Source organism: Sinorhizobium sp. B11, assembly GCA_039725955.1.
GTDB lineage: Bacteria > Pseudomonadota > Alphaproteobacteria > Rhizobiales > Rhizobiaceae > Rhizobium.
Map to the genome: position 1 here is coordinate 2,201,348 of CP091034.1, position 16,124 is coordinate 2,217,471.

At 61.2% G+C, this 16,124-nt stretch carries 21 protein-coding genes; 5 read left to right on the forward strand and 16 right to left on the reverse strand.

Annotated features, from left to right (window positions below):
* Window positions 1–130: 130 nt before the first annotated feature.
* A complete protein-coding gene (locus LVY75_20765) occupies window positions 131–1,135 on the reverse strand; it encodes an inorganic phosphate transporter (GenBank protein ID XAZ25561.1) in 1,005 nt (334 codons plus the stop codon).
* On the reverse strand, window positions 1,135–1,779 hold the full coding sequence (locus tag LVY75_20770) for a DUF47 domain-containing protein (protein XAZ25562.1): 645 nt from the start codon (window positions 1,777–1,779) through the stop codon (window positions 1,135–1,137). The genes LVY75_20765 and LVY75_20770 overlap by 1 nt, the downstream gene beginning before the upstream one ends.
* 114 nt (window positions 1,780–1,893) lie before the next feature.
* On the opposite strand from LVY75_20770, the gene LVY75_20775 reads away from it, so the two are divergent.
* On the forward strand, window positions 1,894–2,436 hold the full coding sequence (locus tag LVY75_20775) for an NUDIX hydrolase (protein XAZ25783.1): 543 nt from the start codon (window positions 1,894–1,896) through the stop codon (window positions 2,434–2,436).
* Between the two features lie 63 nt (window positions 2,437–2,499).
* On the opposite strand, the gene LVY75_20780 is transcribed toward LVY75_20775, so the two are convergent.
* The 3 genes from LVY75_20780 to LVY75_20790 form a co-directional block, all read right to left on the reverse strand.
* Window positions 2,500–3,342 carry an isocitrate lyase/phosphoenolpyruvate mutase family protein gene (locus LVY75_20780; GenBank protein ID XAZ25563.1) on the reverse strand — a complete coding sequence of 281 codons (843 nt, stop codon included), beginning with the start codon at window positions 3,340–3,342 and terminating at the stop codon, window positions 2,500–2,502.
* Window positions 3,343–3,447: 105 nt separating this feature from the next.
* Window positions 3,448–4,209, reverse strand: coding sequence for an ABC transporter permease (locus LVY75_20785; GenBank protein ID XAZ25564.1), 762 nt, complete (start codon window positions 4,207–4,209; stop codon window positions 3,448–3,450).
* Window positions 4,206–5,132, reverse strand: coding sequence for an ABC transporter ATP-binding protein (locus LVY75_20790; GenBank protein ID XAZ25565.1), 927 nt, complete (start codon window positions 5,130–5,132; stop codon window positions 4,206–4,208). Before LVY75_20790 ends, LVY75_20785 begins: the two co-directional genes overlap by 4 nt.
* Window positions 5,133–5,704: 572 nt before the next feature.
* Here LVY75_20790 and LVY75_20795 point away from each other — a divergent pair.
* The gene (locus LVY75_20795) at window positions 5,705–7,111 is read left to right on the forward strand and encodes a DUF5939 domain-containing protein (protein ID XAZ25566.1); all 1,407 of its coding nucleotides are present in this window, start codon (window positions 5,705–5,707) and stop codon (window positions 7,109–7,111) included.
* 11 nt (window positions 7,112–7,122) lie between these two features.
* Here the strand turns inward: LVY75_20795 and LVY75_20800 are convergent, their stop codons facing one another.
* The 9 genes from LVY75_20800 to LVY75_20840 form a co-directional block, all read right to left on the reverse strand.
* A complete protein-coding gene (locus tag LVY75_20800) occupies window positions 7,123–7,605 on the reverse strand; it encodes a GNAT family N-acetyltransferase (protein XAZ25567.1) in 483 nt (160 codons plus the stop codon).
* 93 nt (window positions 7,606–7,698) lie between these two features.
* Window positions 7,699–7,989 carry a hypothetical protein gene (locus tag LVY75_20805; GenBank protein XAZ25568.1) on the reverse strand — a complete coding sequence of 97 codons (291 nt, stop codon included), beginning with the start codon at window positions 7,987–7,989 and terminating at the stop codon, window positions 7,699–7,701.
* A 7-nt stretch (window positions 7,990–7,996) separates the two neighbouring features.
* Window positions 7,997–8,233 carry a hypothetical protein gene (locus LVY75_20810; protein ID XAZ25569.1) on the reverse strand — a complete coding sequence of 79 codons (237 nt, stop codon included), beginning with the start codon at window positions 8,231–8,233 and terminating at the stop codon, window positions 7,997–7,999.
* A gap of 199 nt (window positions 8,234–8,432) precedes the next feature.
* Window positions 8,433–8,795, reverse strand: coding sequence for a cytochrome C oxidase subunit IV family protein (locus tag LVY75_20815; GenBank protein ID XAZ25570.1), 363 nt, complete (start codon window positions 8,793–8,795; stop codon window positions 8,433–8,435).
* Window positions 8,796–8,802: 7 nt separating this feature from the next.
* The gene (locus tag LVY75_20820) at window positions 8,803–9,522 is read right to left on the reverse strand and encodes a heme-copper oxidase subunit III family protein (GenBank protein ID XAZ25571.1); all 720 of its coding nucleotides are present in this window, start codon (window positions 9,520–9,522) and stop codon (window positions 8,803–8,805) included.
* 26 nt (window positions 9,523–9,548) lie between these two features.
* Window positions 9,549–10,268 (reverse strand): cytochrome c oxidase subunit 3, encoded by a 720-nt coding sequence (locus tag LVY75_20825; GenBank protein XAZ25572.1) that lies wholly within the window; start codon window positions 10,266–10,268, stop codon window positions 9,549–9,551.
* Window positions 10,265–12,034, reverse strand: a complete 1,770-nt coding sequence (ctaD, locus tag LVY75_20830) for a cytochrome c oxidase subunit I (protein ID XAZ25573.1) — start codon at window positions 12,032–12,034, stop codon at window positions 10,265–10,267. Before ctaD ends, LVY75_20825 begins: the two co-directional genes overlap by 4 nt.
* Window positions 12,035–12,086: 52 nt before the next feature.
* On the reverse strand, window positions 12,087–12,905 hold the full coding sequence (locus LVY75_20835; GenBank protein ID XAZ25574.1) for a cytochrome c oxidase subunit II: 819 nt from the start codon (window positions 12,903–12,905) through the stop codon (window positions 12,087–12,089).
* Between the two features lie 143 nt (window positions 12,906–13,048).
* Entirely contained in the window at window positions 13,049–13,438 is a 390-nt protein-coding gene (locus tag LVY75_20840; GenBank protein ID XAZ25575.1) for a cytochrome c family protein, read from the reverse strand.
* Between the two features lie 141 nt (window positions 13,439–13,579).
* Here LVY75_20840 and LVY75_20845 point away from each other — a divergent pair, with 141 nt between their 5' ends.
* Both LVY75_20845 and LVY75_20850 read left to right on the forward strand, forming a co-directional pair.
* Complete coding sequence (locus LVY75_20845; GenBank protein ID XAZ25576.1) at window positions 13,580–13,825, forward strand: hypothetical protein; 246 nt, start codon at window positions 13,580–13,582, stop codon at window positions 13,823–13,825.
* Window positions 13,826–13,859: 34 nt separating this feature from the next.
* Window positions 13,860–14,351 (forward strand): DUF1772 domain-containing protein, encoded by a 492-nt coding sequence (locus LVY75_20850; protein ID XAZ25577.1) that lies wholly within the window; start codon window positions 13,860–13,862, stop codon window positions 14,349–14,351.
* 2 nt (window positions 14,352–14,353) lie between these two features.
* On the opposite strand, the gene LVY75_20855 is transcribed toward LVY75_20850, so the two are convergent.
* Window positions 14,354–14,608 (reverse strand): DUF982 domain-containing protein, encoded by a 255-nt coding sequence (locus tag LVY75_20855; protein ID XAZ25578.1) that lies wholly within the window; start codon window positions 14,606–14,608, stop codon window positions 14,354–14,356.
* Window positions 14,609–14,836: 228 nt separating this feature from the next.
* Between LVY75_20855 and LVY75_20860 the strand changes: the two genes are divergently transcribed.
* Complete coding sequence (locus LVY75_20860) at window positions 14,837–15,601, forward strand: Crp/Fnr family transcriptional regulator (GenBank protein XAZ25579.1); 765 nt, start codon at window positions 14,837–14,839, stop codon at window positions 15,599–15,601.
* Here the strand turns inward: LVY75_20860 and LVY75_20865 are convergent.
* Complete coding sequence (locus LVY75_20865) at window positions 15,595–16,089, reverse strand: sigma-70 family RNA polymerase sigma factor (protein XAZ25580.1); 495 nt, start codon at window positions 16,087–16,089, stop codon at window positions 15,595–15,597. The two genes, LVY75_20860 and LVY75_20865, sit on opposite strands and share 7 nt — an antisense overlap.
* Between the last annotated feature and the right edge of the window lie 35 nt (window positions 16,090–16,124).

Here is a 16,124-nt window from a genome sequence, read left to right on the forward strand (position 1 = left end):
TAAATGCCTGTATGGATGCATCTTTCGCTCGTCGTCGCCTTCTCCTTGCATGGAGAATAGAGCGCAACATCGGATCGAAAATAGCAGCCCCTAAAATTAAGGTATCCGGTGCATCCGGCGGCCGTTGACCTCAGGCAAACAGGCTTGCAATTCCATAGCAGGCGGCGGCGATGGCAGCGGCAGCCGGCATTGTGATGACCCAGGCGATGACGATATTGCCGGCCACACCCCAGCGCACGGCCGAAAGGCGCCGCGCTGCTCCCACTCCGATGATCGCGCCGGTGATCGTATGCGTCGTCGACACGGGAATCCCGAGCCAGGTCGCCGCAAACAGCGTCAGCGCGCCGCCGGTCTCGGCGCAGAAACCCTGCATCGGATTGAGCCTCGTGATCTTCGAGCCCATCGTATGCACGATCCGCCAGCCGCCGAAGAGCGTGCCGAGCGCCATCGCCGACTGGCAGGAAATGACGACCCAGAGCGGCACATGAAAGCTCGGGCCAAGCTGACCTTGGCTGAAGAGAAGAACGGCGATGATGCCCATCGTCTTCTGCGCATCGTTGCCGCCATGGCCGAGCGAATAGAGCGATGCCGAGACAAACTGCATGAAGCGGAAAGTGCGATCGACGGCAAACGGTGTCTGGCGCACGAAGAGCCAGGAGACGACGAGGACGAAGAACAGCGCCAGCAGGAAGCCGATCGCCGGCGACATGAAGATCGCGCCAACCGTCTTCAGCAGGCCGCTCCAGACGATGGAGCTGAAGCCGACCTTCGCCCACCCTGCCCCGACGAGCCCGCCGACCAGCGCATGCGAGGAGGAAGAGGGAATGCCGAACAGCCAGGTGACGATGTTCCAGACGATCGCCCCCATCAGCGCCGCAAAGATCACTTGAGGGGAAACGATGGCCGGATCGATGATGCCGGTGCCCAGCGTTTCGGCGACATGAAGGCCGAAGAACAGGAAGGCGATGAAATTGAAGAAAGCCGCCCAGCCGACGGCATATTGCGGCCTGAGGACCCGGGTGGAGACGATGGTCGCAATCGAGTTTGCCGCATCATGCAACCCGTTCAGGAAATCGAAGAACAGCGCGACACCGATCAACCCGATCAGCAGCGGAAGGGAGAGAGAGGCTTCCATCAGACGTTCTCGATAACGACGCCGCTGATTTCATTGGCCACGTCCTCGAACCGGTCCACGATCTTTTCCAGATTGGAATAGATCTCGCTGCCGATCATGTAGGCCATGGCATTGCCGCTGGCCCCATGCCGGCGATAGAGGTCTTTCAGCCCCTCGTCATGCAACTCGTCGGAACGCCCCTCGACCCGAGTGATCTCCTCGGCGATGACGGCAAGCCGCTGCGCATTGGCGCCCATCTTGTTGAGAAGCGGGATCGCCTCCGCCATCAGGGCCGCCGCCTTGACGATCTCCCCGCCCATGTCCTGCATCAGCGGGTCGAAACTCGTCCGCTCGAACAGGCGAATTATCTTCACCGTCTTGTGCATCATGTCGATCGCATCGTCCATCGACTGGATCAGGTCCTTGATATCGCCGCGATCGAAGGGTGTGATGAAGCTGCGCCTGACGGCCACAAGCACTTCGCGGGTGATGTCGTCGGCCTGGTCCTCGAGCGCGATGATCCGATCGCAATTTTCCTGAACCGCCTCGCCTTTCAGCAGCCTTTCCATCGCATGGGCGGCAGCGACGACCGTTTCCGAATGCCGGCAGAACATCTCGAAGAAGCGGTCCTCCCGCGGCATCATCTTGCGAAACACGCTCATCATCTCGGGCGATCCTTCCTGAAGCGGATACGGCAGTCACAAGAGACTGTCACAAATCTGTCATAAAACGTCGCAGGCAATTGATCGAAAATGCAGAAATTGACAATGCTTGATGTCATGAAATCCAGCAAAAAAGGCGCAAAACCTCGCGCCGCCACCCCAAAGCCGCTACTGAAGCAACTTGCCGAAAGGCCCGAGAAGCTTTTCTCCGGCGCCTTTCGCCAGCAATATGGCGCTCTCTGCTTCCGTTATCGAAACAACGATCCCGAAAGCGATCATCGCGAAATCGAAGTCCTCGTGGTCACCACCCGCGACAGCGGCCGCTGGATCATTCCCAAGGGCTGGCCGATGAAAAAGAAGAAGCCGCATGAGGCGGCCGCCATCGAGGCCTGGGAGGAAGCCGGCGTCCGCGGGACGGTCAGCAAAAAGCCGGTCGGCCGCTACACCTATCTCAAGGAACTGGACGACGGCGACGTTGTTCCCTGCATCGTCGATATCTTCCAGATCGAGGTAGACCGCACGCAGGGGCAGTTCCGCGAGGTCGGCCAGCGCGTGCTGGACTGGGTGAGCCCGGATGAAGCGGCCCGACGCGTGCGCGAACTCGAACTGAAGTCTTTGCTTGTCGATTTCCGCCCGCGGTACGGCAAGAAGAAGGGCTGACTGGCAGACATCGGGATTTTGTCAGCCCTTATCGATCCGCAATGAGATGCCACCGATCCAGCCCTACTCACGGTCGCCCCGCTTTTCCTGCGACATGAGCCGGCTGAGCGTGGCCGCCGGGATTGCATCGGCCGCATAGCCAAAGGTCCCGGATGATCTCACCTCCTCGGCCGCCCGCAGCAGTGCGCCGAGCGCCGCGCGAGCAAAGGATCCGCCCACGCTCACGCGGCGCACGCCCGCCGCCGAGAGTTCGGCAACGCTATAGCGCGGCCCCTTCAGCCCCATGACCACATTGACGGGCTTGTCCACGGCAGCGCAGACGGTTCGGATGGCGTCGATATCAGGCAGGCCGGGTGCATAGAGCACATCGGCGCCGGCTGCCGAAAAGGCCTGCAGCCGCTTGATCGTGTCGTCGAGATCGGGCCGCTCCCATAGAAAATTCTCTGCCCTCGCCGTCAGCAGGAAAGGCAGTTTCCGCGCCGCTTCTGCCGCCGCCTGGACCCGCTCGACGGCGTGCGAGAGATCGTAGATCGGCCTTGCCGGATCGCCTGTCGCATCTTCGATAGACCCACCGACCAGCCCCGCCGCAGCGGCCAGCCGGATCGTTTCGGCGCAGATCTCAGGTTCTGCGCCGAACCCGTCCTCGAGATCGGCGGATACGGGAAGATCGCTCGCCCCGACGATCTCTGCGGCATTGTCGAGGATCTCGCCGCGTGTCAGGCTCGCAAAGGAATCCCGCTTGCCCTTCGAAAAGGCATAGCCAGCGCTGGTCGTCGCCAGGGCCTCGAAACCAAGGCCTGCCAGGATCCGCGCCGAGCCGGCATCCCATGGGTTCGGAATGACAAATGTCTCATCCCGATGATGCAGCGCCTTGAACCGCTCGAACTTCGTCTGTTGCTCCGCCACGACTCTCCTCCTCCGCCTGTAACAGCGGGGTCAGACTAACAGTCGCGAACAAAATGTGAACAACTTTGTGCCGCCTGTACGGATTTTGCCGGTGGCGGTCCCCCGTCAGTTCCGCAGCCTGTACCCGGTCTTGAAGATCCACCCGAGCGTGCTCAGGCAAACCACCAGAAACAGCGAGATCATCCCGAGGCTGACCAGCGGGTTCACATCCGCAATCCCGTAAAAACTCCATCTGAAGCCACTGACCAGGTAGAGCACCGGGTTGAAATGGCTCACCGCCTGCCAGAAGGGCGGCAGCATGTTGATCGAGTAGAAGCTGCCGCCGAGGAAGGTCAGCGGTGGCACGACCAGCATGGGGATGAGGTTAAGCTGCTCGAAATTCGTCGCCCAGATGCCGATCATGAAGCCGAACAGGCTGAAACTGATTGCCGTCAGTAGGAAGAACAGCACCATCATGAACGGGTGCTCGATGCGGACATCGACGAAGAGATTGGCGGTCAAGAGGATGATGACGCCGATGATCAGGCCCTTGGTCGCCGCCGCCCCGACATAGCCGATCAATATTTCCGTCATTGCGACGGGCGCCGAGAGAATCTCGTAGATCGTACCGGTGAATTTCGGGAAATAGATGCCGAATGAGCCGTTGCCGATGCACTGGCCGAGCAGCGTCAGCATGATGAGGCCGGGCGTGATGAAGGCACCGTAGGAGACGCCCTCAACCTCCTGGATGCGCGAACCCACGGCAGCGCCGAAGACGATGAAATAGAGCGAGGTGGAAATGACGGGCGAAATGACGCTCTGCAGCAGCGTGCGCCGCGTGCGCGACATCTCGAAATAATAGATCGACTTGATCGCCTCGAAGTTCATTTTGCGGCTCCTACCAGCGATACGAATATGTCTTCGAGCGAGCTTTGCCGCGTCGAGAGATCCCGGAAATGGATGTTGTTCTGGCCAAGCCGCGTCAGAAGCGACGCCACGCTCTCGTGCTCGTTGCGGGTGTCGAACTCGTAGACGAGGCGATTGCCCTCGGCCTCGATCGACAAGCCGTTGCCGGCAAAGCAATCGGGGAGTTTCTCAAGCGGGTCGTTGAGTTCGAGGATGAGCTGCTTGCGGCCAAGCTTGGCCATCAGCGCCTGCTTGTCTTCCACGAGCAGCAACTCGCCGCCATTGATGACGCCGACGCGATCGGCAATCTCCTCGGCCTCTTCGATATAGTGGGTCGTGAGGATGATGGTGACGCCCGAGGCGCGCAACTGCTCGACGACATGCCACATGTCCTTGCGCAGCGTCACGTCGACGCCCGCCGTTGGCTCGTCGAGGAAGAGGATGGAGGGCTCGTGCGACAGCGCCTTGGCGATCAGCACGCGCCGCTTCATGCCACCCGAGAGCTGGCGCAGCGTATTGTCCTTCTTGTCCCAGAGGGACAGGTCGCGCAGCACCTTCTCGATATGGGCCGGATTGGCCTTCTTGCCGTGCAGCCCGCGCGAAAAGCTGACCGTATTCCACACCGTCTCGAACTGGTCGGTGGTCAGCTCCTGCGGCACCAGGCCGATCAGGGTGCGCGTGGCGCGGAAATCCTTGACCACATCATGTCCGTCGACCACGACCGTGCCGCCGCTCGGATTGGCGATGCCGCAGATGATCGAGATCAGCGTCGTCTTGCCCGCCCCATTCGGCCCAAGCAGCGCCAGGATTTCTCCGCGCTCGATTTCGAGATTGATGCCCTTTAGCGCCTGGAAGCCATTTGCATAGGTTTTGGTGAGATTTTGGACGGAAATGATCGGTGCCATCGGGGCTCTTTGCGGATTTCGTGCGATTTCGGCCGCTATATAGCCCCTTTGTGAAAGTTTGACATCCCGGGCGGGCCGAACACTGAATTCACACCATCAGCCTATCCGCCGACAATGCCGGGACGCCCATCCACAGCGCAGATCGCACGAAGAAAAGAAAATCGTCTGCCGGATGCCCATGTCATCAAGCGGTGATGTTCGTCCTTCATAAGGAAGCCCGAGGACAGCACCGGTCTCCGCCCGCCGCCCACCCCTTTGCGGAGCCGCCCTCATGGCGATCTCGTTACGCCTTCTGCTGCCCTCGGCATTGCAGTGAAATTTATTGTCAGTCACGAAATGCAAGGAACCGGCTCAGTATCCCCTGTTTAGCCGCGTTCGTCTAAGCCGGCCTTAGGCCGGCTTTCTTTTTTTTCAGCAGACGAGAAACAATGTCTCCGGCCCACGTTGTTTCGCTCCGGCGCACGAAAGGTTACTTTAAGGCGAAAAATAAACGGGTCGCCTGCCTGCCATTGCCGACCTATTGTTGTTCTTCTCGGCCCCGCTTTTCGGGCCGCATTCTGATAGGATGAGCGATGCCTGATATAGCCAACCGCGTCATGGCCGTGCGCCAGCATGTCGACGAAACCGTTGCCGCCGCGATGGCGCGTCTTATTGAGGAAGCGCCGGATTTTGGCCTGAACCGCGTCAATCCGTTGGCCTTTGCGCGCACGAACGGGCTCGACGAGCAGGAGAGCATCGCCGCCTTCCTGCATGCCACCCAGCACGGCCTTTTCGAACTCTCCTGGAACGTCGTCTGCCAAAGCTGCGGCGGCGTGCTTTATCAGGCGGAGTCGCTGCAGGGCATCGACCAGCATCACTATAATTGTTCCTTCTGTGCGCTCGATTGCGAACCGACGCTCGACGAAACCGTGGAGATCACCTTCACGGTCGACCCGCGCATCCGCCACATCGCCGCCCACGATCCCGACAGCCTGCCGCTCTGGGACTATACGCGGCAGATTTTCTGGAGTTCAGGCAGCGATCTGCCCGAGCATCTTGCGCCCATCGTCAGCGAGGTCGTCCTAGACGCGTTCGAGATTGCGCCGGGTGCGCGCATGGGCCGCCAGCTTCAGATGCGCGAGGGCGTGGCGATCCTCTTCGATCCCGTGACGCACAGCTCGCGATTCCTGGAAGTGAGCGGCGAACCGGACGAGGGCCAGCGCCTGTCGATCGAGCTCGACGATGCGCACCAGGCCGGCGAAACGCTGCATGTGGCACCGGGCCTTCTGATGCTCGATCTCGAAAACCGGACGAACCGGAGGACAATGCCGATCCTCTGGATCGCCGGCAAGACGCTGGAAGCGATCCTGACGCGGCGTGTGCCAGTCCTGACCGCCAAGCGGCTGCTCACGCACCAGACTTTCCGGGATATCTACCGTACCAATGTTCTCGATCTCAACCAGCGCTTCAGGATCACCAGCCTGACCTTCCTGTTCACCGACCTGAAGGGATCGACCGAACTCTATGAGCGGATCGGCGACCTTGCCGCTTTCGATCTGGTACGCTCGCATTTCCAGCTCATGCATCAGGTCGTCTCCGCCCATGGCGGCGCGGTGGTCAAGACCATCGGCGATGCGATCATGGCAACCTTTCCGACCCCGGCGCAGGGCGTGGCCGCCGCACTCGACATCCGCAAGGTGATCGATGAACTCAACCGGCGCGACAGTCGCGACGACCTGTTCCTGAAGGTCGGCCTGCACAGCGGCCCATGCCTTGCCGTGCTGATGAACGAGCGGCAGGATTATTTCGGTCAGACGGTCAATCTTGCCTCGCGCCTCCAGACGATCGCCACCCCGGACATGATCTTTGCAACGACACCTGTGGTCGAGGATGAGGAAGCGCGCACGTTGCTTGCCGCGCGTGGTCGCAGCCTGCACGGCACAACCGCTTTTCTACGGGGGCTCAGCGGCGAAATACCGGTCTACGGCATTCCTGCGTGAGGCTCGCGTCGTCAAAGATCCCGGTACATGACGAGCGCGTCGACAAAGCCAAGGGTCGGATGCCGGAACGCCCCGGGCAGCCGGCCGACCACCTGAAAGTCGAGCGACTGCCACAGCCGCACCGCCCGCTCGTTGGAACTGACGACGAAATTGAACTGCATGGCCCGGAAGCCGCGCTGGCGCGCATGGGCAAGCGAATGCTGGTGCATGATGCGCGCCACACCCTGCCCCGCCGCCGCGGGTGCCGTCATATATCCGCAGTTACAGACATGGTTGCCGCCGCCCGCTTGATTGGCCCTGATGTAATAGGTGCCGATAATGCTGCCGCCGTCATCGGCGACGAAGGTTTCCTTGCCGGGGTCGAGCCAGTAGTCGAGCGCATCGGCCTCGCTCATGTCGCGGTCGAGCGTATAGGTTTCGCCTGCCCGGATGACAGGTTCCAGGATCGTCCATATAGCGCTGCGGTCTTCCGCTCTGGCAGGTCGGATCAACATGGCCGGATGTTGGCATGAGCAGATGATGCTCCGCAACTGCGGCATGGTGCCTGCAGGGCTGCGGCGGAACAAGAAAACGTGACGGCAGATGCCTCAGTCGTGGATGCTGTCGAGGATATCGTCGAGAAGACGCTCGGCATAACGCATCGTTTCGAACTGCTCGTCCGGCGACAGCTTGTGCGCGACGCATTCCGCGCGGATGGCGGTCCTCAGCTTCGCCAGCAGGGCCGCCTGTTCATAGGGCGTGAACGCGCTGTCGCGCACGGTGATCTTCGCGATCGTCTCCAATATCGCGATCCGCCCTTCCACCTGCCTCGCCGAGCCGACATAGTATGGGTGGTGCGACCTGAGGTTCCGGCGCGGGAATGTCACGACATTGCTCATCGGCCGCTCACAGGGCCGGTGTCTTGAAATCGGAGCCTGACAGCGAGGTGTGCAGCTTGTATTCGCTGTCGGCACCCTGCCGGTAAAGGTCGATTGTCACACGCGCGAGTTCACGTGCCTCTGTGCAGTCGCGCGACAAGCCGCGTTCCGCGCAAAGTCTGTCGAAAGCCTTCTGCACGATCGCAAGCTCCACGGCACCGATCCAGCGGTCCGCAGGGGCATCCGTTCCGATCTTCGGTTGCATGATCTCCTCCCGATCGCTCCATAAAGATGCTGCCAAACGCACGAGGTGGCAGAGAGTTCCACACAAAAAACAGGACGCAAAAATATTCCTCGAGACCGCTCCGCAGGGCCGGAATCACGGCCTGCAAGCCAGCCCGCAGGCGCCTCGGAAGGAAAAACAAACGCCTTGAAACTTTCTGCGTTTTCCTTTCCCTGGCCCTCTACGGCCCGGCGCCAAAGAAGGCGAGCCGGGTGAAGATCGTATAGTCCGCTTCCGAAACCATCAGCGCCACGAAGACAAGCACCAGCAGCGGCGGCAGCAGGATGGCGTAGACCAGAGCCAACCGTTCCCAGGCCATGTGCATGAAGACGGCGACGATGAGCCCCGCCTTCAGCATCATGAAGAGCAGGATCAGCGTCCACCTGAGATGGCCCTGGATGCCGAGATAATCGACCATGTAGGAAAAGGCGCTGAGCACGAAAAGCAGGCCCCAGACCACCAGATAGAGCCGGATCGGGTGCTGCTGTCCGTGTTCCTGTGCCTGTACCGTCGGGCTTTGCGCATGTGCCGTTGTCTCGCTCATGACGACCTCACCACAGATAGAAAAACGCGAAGATGAAGACCCAGACCAGGTCGACGAAGTGCCAGTAGAGGCCCATGATCTCGACGGCCTCGTAGCGGCCTTTCCGGCTGGTGAAGAAACCGCGCCGCTCCACATCGAAATCACCCCGCCAGACCTTGCGGGCAATGATGAGGAGGAAGATGACGCCGATGGTGACATGGGTGCCGTGAAAGCCCGTAATCATGAAGAAGGTCGAGCCGAACTGCGCCGCCCCCCATGGGTTTTCCCAGGGGCGCACACCTTCGGTGATCAGCTTCGTCCATTCGAAGGCCTGCATGCCGACGAAGGTTGCCCCGAGAAGCGCCGTCAGCAGCATCAGCGCCGCCGTCCTCCCGCGTTCGCGGCGGTAGCCGAAATTGACCGCCATCGCCATGGTGCCGCTGCTCGAGATCAGCACGAAGGTCATGATCGCGATCAGGATCAGCGGAACGTCCTCGCCGCCGATATGCAGCGCGAAGACCTCGCTTGGATTGGGCCACGGGACCGGCGTCGACATGCGGGCGGTCATATAGGCGATCAGGAAACAGCCGAAGACGAAGGTGTCGCTGAGCAGAAAGATCCACATCATCGCCTTGCCCCAGGAGGCGGTCTTGAAGGCGCGCTGGTCCGAGCTGAAATCGGCCGCGACGCCCCGCAGGCCTGCTGGCCTGAGGCTTGTTTCGTCGTGTGTCCCGATAGTCTGTGCCATCTGCGCCTCCTGAGCAGCCCCTGGTTCTAGTTAAGCAATGTGCGGCAGAGATCGACGAAGTCATTCGCCCAGCCGGCAAAGAGCGCGAAAAGCAAAAGCCAGACGGCGAGCATGAAATGCGAATAGATGGCCGAGAGATCGACGCTGAGCTGCAGCCTGTCGGGTTGAACGTTGGCCGAAAATGCCCTGACCGTCGTATGTGCGAGCACGGCAAGCCCGCCGAGAATATGCAGGCCGTGCAGGCCGGTCAGCATGTAGAAGAAGCTGTTGGCGGGATTGTCGGCCAGCACATAGCCGGCTTCGGTCAGCTCCCGCCAAGCCTGGATCTGCCCGATCAGAAAGAAGACGGCAAGCGCAAGCCCGGTCACGAGCGCCGGCCGCAGGCTTTCCATGCGCCCATGCTGCGCTTCGCGTCTGGCCCATTGGAGCGCCGCACTGCTGAGCGCGAGCGCTGCGGTATTGATCCAGAGCAGCCGCGGAACCGGCATTCCCCACCAGTCGGCCGACGCCATGCGCATGAAATAGGCGCTGACGGCGAGACTGAAGAGCGCGCCGACGACGCCGAGGAACACGAAGAGGCCGAGCTTGACCGCCGGCACCGGTGACTGCTGCCTGACGGTATCGTCATGCGCCGGCAGCTGCACAGACCCCGTTTCGAGCCATGGCTTCGAGGTCAGCCGCTGCCCGGAGAGCCACCAGATGATGATGACGGCCACCGCGGCAAGGAAGATCAGCATGACGTTCATGCCGGAACCTCCCGTGTGACGCCGCCGCTTGCCGGCACATTCTGCGGAATGAAATCCTCCGCCGCTCCCGGCACGCTGTAATCATAGGCCCAGCGATAGACGACAGGCAGTTCCTTGCCCCAGTTGCCATGCGCCGGCGGGGTCTGCGGCGTCTGCCATTCGAGCGTCGTCGCCCGCCACGGATTGCCACCCGCCTCCCTGCCCCGGAAAAGGCTCCAGACCAGGTTGAACAGGAAGACGATCTGTGCCGCCCCGACGATCAGCGCCATCACCGTTATGAAGACGTTCAGCGTATGGGCCGAGGGTGGAACGAAGGCCGTCTCCCCCATTTCGAAATAGCGGCGCGGCACGCCGAGCAGGCCGAGATAATGCATCGGGAAAAAGATCGCATAGGTGCCGAGGAAGGTGATCCAGAAATGGATCCGGCCGAGCGTCTCGTCCAGCATGCGTCCCGTCACCTTCGGATACCAGTGATAGATCGCCCCGAAGATGACGAGGATCGGCGCAACACCCATGACCATGTGGAAATGCGCGACGACGAACATCGTATCCGACAGCGGTACGTCGACGACGACATTGCCGAGGAAAAGGCCCGTCAGGCCGCCATTGACGAAGGTAACGATGAAGGCGAGCGCAAAGAGCATCGGCAGCGTCAGGTGAATGTCGCCGCGCCAGAGCGTCAGCACCCAGTTATAGACCTTGATCGCCGTCGGAACGGCGATGATCAGCGTCGTCGTGGCGAAGAAGAAGCCAAAGGCCGGGTTCATGCCGCTGACATACATGTGGTGCGCCCAGACGACGAAGCTCAAGGCTCCGATGATGACGATCGCCCAGACCATCATGCGGTAGCCGAATATGTTCTTGCGCGCATGCGTGCTGATCAGGTCCGAAACGATGCCGAAGGCCGGCAGCGCGACGATATAGACCTCCGGATGCCCGAAGAACCAGAACAGGTGCTGGAACAGGATCGGGCTTCCGCCGCCATGCTTCAGCTGCTCGCCCATCTCGACGATGGCGGGCATGAAGAAGCTGGTGCCGAGCACGCGGTCGAACATCATCATCACGCAGGCGACGAAGAGGGCCGGAAAGGCCAGGAGCGCCATCACCGTCGCGGTGAAGATGCCCCAGACGGTGAGCGGCATGCGCATCAGCGTCATGCCGCGTGCCCGCCCCTGCAGCACCGTCACCACATAGTTCAGGCCACCCATGGTGAAGCCGATGATGAAGACGATCAGCGAGCTGAGCATCAAGAGGATGCCCCAGTCCTTGCCGCCGGGCGTGCCCGACAGGACGGATTGCGGCGGATAAAGCGTCCAGCCCGCCCCCGTCGGGCCGCCGGGTGCGAAGAAACCGGCGACCAGGATCAGCACCGCAAGCAGATAGATCCAGTAGCTCAGCATGTTCGCGTATGGAAATACCATGTCGCGCGCGCCGACCATCAGCGGAATGAGGTAATTGCCGAAGCCGCCGAGGAAGAGCGCAGTGAGCAGATAGATCACCATGATCATACCGTGCATGGTGATGAACTGGTAATAATGATCGGCATCGATGAAGGAGAGAGCGCCGGGAAAGGCGAGCTGGATCCGCATCAGCCAGGAGAGCACCAGCGCCACCATGCCGATCGAGATGGCGGTCACCGAATATTGCACGGCTATGATCTTCGCATCCTGGCTGAACACATATTTCGTCCACCAGCTGTGCGGATGATAAAGCTCGACATCCTCGACTTCGGCGGATGGGATGCTGCCGGATGGAATCTCGACCATGATCTCTCTTCCCTTCCTTTCCCGATGCGGCCTCCGGCCGTCATCCGCCGCCTCAGTTTGATGGCGGCGGTTCTCCCGACGATGCGGTAAGCTGGGTGAACGTCTGCTGCTGCCCAAGCCAGGTCTGGTAGTCCGCGTCACTGTCGACGATGACGGTTCCGCGCATCTGCGGATGGCCGACGCCGCAGAGTTCGGCACAGAGAATCTCGAAGGTTCCCGTGCGCGTTGGCGTGAGCCAGAAATAGGTGACCATGCCGGGGATCATGTCCATCTTGGCGCGGAATTCCGGCACATAGAAATCGTGGAGCACATCGACCGAGCGCAGCAATATGTGCACCGGCTTGCCGATGGGCAGATGCAGCTCGCCGCCCTCGATGATGATGTCGTCGAGGCCGCTTGCATCGTTCTTGTCGAGGCCGAGCGGGTTTTCGGGGGTCACGTCACGCGTCTCGGCGCGGCCGAGCTTCCCGTCCGCGCCAGGCAGCCGGAAGCTCCACAGCCATTGCTGGCTGACCACTTCCACCGATGCGGCATCGGGCGGCACGGTGATGAACTGTTTCCAGACGATCAGGCCGGGCGCCAGCATCGCGGCGACCCCGACAGCCGTTCCCGAGGCAAGCAGTACTTCCAGCCTGCGGTTCTCGGGCTCGTAATGCGCCCGGTTGCCCGGCTTGTGCCGGAAGCGGAAGACGCAATAGGCCATGAACGAAATGACCGCGACGAAGACGATGCCGGTGATCCAGAAGGTGATGACGAGCGTGCTGTCGATATAGCTCCAGTTGGACGCGATCGGCGTCCACCACCACGGGCTCAGCACATGGAACAGCACGGAGCCGACGACAACAAGGACAAGGATCAGCACAACAGCCATTTCCGCTCCTCCCTGAGCAGTCGACCGTGAAACCGTATTCCGCAAAAGTCCGTATTTATTATCGCATAACTGGAAAATATCTGCAATTACGGCAATTTAGGCATGTGCCGTCAGCCACCACCCGGCAATTGGATTATGATCCGTCACTGGGAATATTGCTTGAGATAAGCGATGAGATTGGTGATCTCCTGGTCGTCCTTGACGCCGACAAAGGCCATTTTCGTGCCCTTCACCTTTGCTTTCGGATTGTGCAGGTAGTCGCGCAGGGTCGCCTCGTCCCAGACGAGACCGCCCTCACCGGCGGCCTTCATCGAAGGCGAATAGGCGAAATTGGGATGCGTTCCGGCCGGTCGGCCGAACAATTTGTTGAGCGACGGGCCGACCTTGTTCGTATCGGAATCGACGATATGACAGGTCGCGCATTTCTTGAAAACAACGGCACCCGCTGTCGCATCGCCCTCCTGCGCCCCGGCGCTGCCGGGCGAAAGGGCAATCACGGATGCACAGATCAGCAGAATAACACGGTAATCCACGGCAAACCTCATCCTCCTCAAGGTTGCCCCGCCACTCGCACCCTCCGCTGGCATTCGCGCGGATGGTGGTTGCGATGCCTCAAAGCTTAATCCTTCGCGGGAACAAGTCAATCGGCGCCGCAGTTCCGGCCCGGGCGACGGATGGACGCGGCGGACGGGAACCTGTTGCTGGCTCGGATGTTCGGCAAACGTCAGGAAAGGAAAGGCATGACCATGACAGCGAAAGAATCCGGATCTGTCGATGACGGTGCCAAGGCGAGAATCTTTTCCGCCGAGGATGCGCGGGGCGGAGAAATCATCCTGCGCACGAAAACGAGGCGCGTGATCTTCATCGCCGGCCTCGCCGGCTGCGTCCTGCTCGGGCTGGTCGTCCATGCGCTTACATGAATCTCGACAACAAACTCGCACACGCGGACGCGGTGTGGAACGGTTCATCCCCGGTCTCGGCGTTGCGACGCTCTTTCTCGCCGCCCTCAGCCTCGGCCCGTCCTACGCCCACGTTCTTGAGGCAGGCCCGCGGCTCGCCATCTGGTCGCCCGAACTCTGGCGGGAAACAACTGTCTTCAACGGCCAGTTCGAGTATTTCGCCGTCGTCGGTGCGCCGGTCGATCTCGCGGCGATTGTCTGTACCGTCCTGCTTGCCTTCCTTCTGCACGGCAGACGGCCGTCCGTCGCACTCGCTCTCGTCGGGGCGGCTCTTTTCATTGCCGCGCTTGCGGCGTGGTTCATCCTCGTTGCGCCCATGAATGCCGTCCTGGCGCTCTGGGCGGCCGGGCCGCTGCCGGCGGATTTCGAAGCGGTGCGTCATCGCTGGGAAATCGGTCATATGGTGGTGGCGGCGCTGAAGGCTTTTGGCTTTCTCTTTGTCTCAGCAGCCCTGCTCTTGCCACAACGCTTGCGTCGCGACACGTGATATCAGGCTTCGTCATAGTTCAGCCAGCCGACGCCGGCAGCATCCGCCGCTTCGACGAAGGCTTCCCGCGCCTCGTCGGGCAACAGATGGCCTTCCGAGACCGCCGCGAAGGAGGCCAGCGCGTGCTCGAAGGCCGGACCGTGGGTGACAGGCCATTTGTCGGCAAGAAGCGCTGCCGCATGGCCCGTGCCGCGAACGGTGATAAGGCTCTCCTGGTCCGGAAGCCGGACATAAAGGGGTGTGGTCCAGTCTGACATGTGAATAGCGGCGCTGCCCCGGATCGATCGTTCGCGCCCAACACGGCGACCCGAATAAAGTTCCCGCCCCGGCATTCCAGGAAAGATCACCATTTGGTGACAAGCCTGAAACATCGGTGCGCATAGGCTGCATGGAGCTCGACTGCCGACACAACTCCTGCAAAAATCGGCGCTAATCGGGAACTTCGGCCGTCGTATCGAGTCTGGTGCACGACGAAGGGGAAGATCATGGACAGGGCCATCTATGCAGCCGGCGATAATATATTGCGCGGAAGAATGGACGAGGAGGCGACACGGCATCTCACCCCTTACCTGGAACCGCTTGCCCTGCCGCGTGGCTATGCGCTTTCGACTTCGGGCCATCAGCTGAAACATTGCTATTTCATCGAGGACGGCATCGCGTCGATCGTCGCGCGATCAGTGGCCGAACGATCAAGCGAGGTCGGCATCGTCGGGCGCGAAGGCATCGTGCCGCTGGCGCCGATCCTCGACAGCACGCACGCGACCTTCGACATTTTCGTGCAGGTGGAAGGCCATGGTTCGCGCATCGCCGTGGAGCCGCTGCAGGAGGCCCTGAGGGCTGTGCCATCGCTGCGCAGGCTCCTGAACCGTTATGTCCAGACATTCATTGTACAGGCGGCTTTCACTTCGCTTGCCAACGCCAATCATTCCATCGAGGCGCGGTTGGCGCGCTGGATACTGATGTGCCACGACCGTATCGACGGCGACCACATCGGCCTCACGCACGAATTCCTGGCTCTCATGCTGTCCGTCAGGCGCGCCAGCATAACCACCGCCCTGCATGATCTGGAAGGCAGGCAGCTGATCTGGTCGGAGCGCAGCTTGGTTACCGTCCGCGACCGGACGGGTCTCGAGGAGTTCGCCGGCGATTCCTACGGCCGCGCCGAGCAGGAATATCGCCGGCTGATCGGCGAACTCAGACAGCCGCAGGCTCTCGCGAAAGTCCGGGCCGGCGATAATCAGGCCTATTGATAATAGCCGATATCATGCGCAATGCGTCGGCGGGCGCGGTTCACCCGGCTCTTGATAGTACCGATCGGGCAATGGAAATGGTCCGCGGCTTCTTCATAGGAGCGCCCGTCCACGAAGACGAAGGCGAAGGCGGCGCGATAAGGCTCCGGCAGGTGTCCACAGGCAGCCTCCAGTTCGTGGCCACGCAGGTGCCATTCCTGGTCGGCCGGCACGCTGCCTTGCGAGGAGGCGCATTCTTCCGAGCCCAGCGTCTCGCGCTGCCTGACGCGAAAGCGCGTGCAGAAGGCGTTGCGCATGATCGTGAACAGCCAGGATTTCATCTTGGTGCCCTGTTTGAACTGGCCGATGCTGCCAAGCGCCCTGACGAGCGTTTCCTGTACGAGATCGTCGGCATCCCCGGACGATCGGTAAAAGGTGCGGGCAAATGCTCTCAGCGCCGGAATATGGGCGACCATCTCTTGTTGAAGCATTTCGTGGGAATCTTGCATGTCCTGGCTCCCTGGCCCCGGATGTGAACCCGCGG

What these genes read in the sequence shown, in the direction of transcription:
- LVY75_20765 (XAZ25561.1), bottom strand. Translation starts at nt 1,135, where the DNA reads ATGGAAGCCTCTCTCTCCCTTCCGCTGCTGATCGGGTTGATCGGTGTC.
- LVY75_20770 (XAZ25562.1), bottom strand. Translation starts at nt 1,779, where the DNA reads ATGATGAGCGTGTTTCGCAAGATGATGCCGCGGGAGGACCGCTTCTTC.
- LVY75_20775 (XAZ25783.1), top strand. Translation starts at nt 1,894, where the DNA reads ATGAAATCCAGCAAAAAAGGCGCAAAACCTCGCGCCGCCACCCCAAAG.
- LVY75_20785 (XAZ25564.1), bottom strand. Translation starts at nt 4,209, where the DNA reads ATGAACTTCGAGGCGATCAAGTCGATCTATTATTTCGAGATGTCGCGC.
- LVY75_20790 (XAZ25565.1), bottom strand. Translation starts at nt 5,132, where the DNA reads ATGGCACCGATCATTTCCGTCCAAAATCTCACCAAAACCTATGCAAAT.
- LVY75_20795 (XAZ25566.1), top strand. Translation starts at nt 5,705, where the DNA reads ATGCCTGATATAGCCAACCGCGTCATGGCCGTGCGCCAGCATGTCGAC.
- LVY75_20800 (XAZ25567.1), bottom strand. Translation starts at nt 7,605, where the DNA reads ATGTTGATCCGACCTGCCAGAGCGGAAGACCGCAGCGCTATATGGACG.
- LVY75_20805 (XAZ25568.1), bottom strand. Translation starts at nt 7,989, where the DNA reads ATGAGCAATGTCGTGACATTCCCGCGCCGGAACCTCAGGTCGCACCAC.
- LVY75_20810 (XAZ25569.1), bottom strand. Translation starts at nt 8,233, where the DNA reads ATGCAACCGAAGATCGGAACGGATGCCCCTGCGGACCGCTGGATCGGT.
- LVY75_20815 (XAZ25570.1), bottom strand. Translation starts at nt 8,795, where the DNA reads ATGAGCGAGACAACGGCACATGCGCAAAGCCCGACGGTACAGGCACAG.
- LVY75_20820 (XAZ25571.1), bottom strand. Translation starts at nt 9,522, where the DNA reads ATGGCACAGACTATCGGGACACACGACGAAACAAGCCTCAGGCCAGCA.
- LVY75_20825 (XAZ25572.1), bottom strand. Translation starts at nt 10,268, where the DNA reads ATGAACGTCATGCTGATCTTCCTTGCCGCGGTGGCCGTCATCATCATC.
- ctaD (XAZ25573.1), bottom strand. Translation starts at nt 12,034, where the DNA reads ATGGTCGAGATTCCATCCGGCAGCATCCCATCCGCCGAAGTCGAGGAT.
- LVY75_20835 (XAZ25574.1), bottom strand. Translation starts at nt 12,905, where the DNA reads ATGGCTGTTGTGCTGATCCTTGTCCTTGTTGTCGTCGGCTCCGTGCTG.
- LVY75_20845 (XAZ25576.1), top strand. Translation starts at nt 13,580, where the DNA reads ATGGACGCGGCGGACGGGAACCTGTTGCTGGCTCGGATGTTCGGCAAA.
- LVY75_20855 (XAZ25578.1), bottom strand. Translation starts at nt 14,608, where the DNA reads ATGTCAGACTGGACCACACCCCTTTATGTCCGGCTTCCGGACCAGGAG.
- LVY75_20860 (XAZ25579.1), top strand. Translation starts at nt 14,837, where the DNA reads ATGGACAGGGCCATCTATGCAGCCGGCGATAATATATTGCGCGGAAGA.
- LVY75_20865 (XAZ25580.1), bottom strand. Translation starts at nt 16,089, where the DNA reads ATGCAAGATTCCCACGAAATGCTTCAACAAGAGATGGTCGCCCATATT.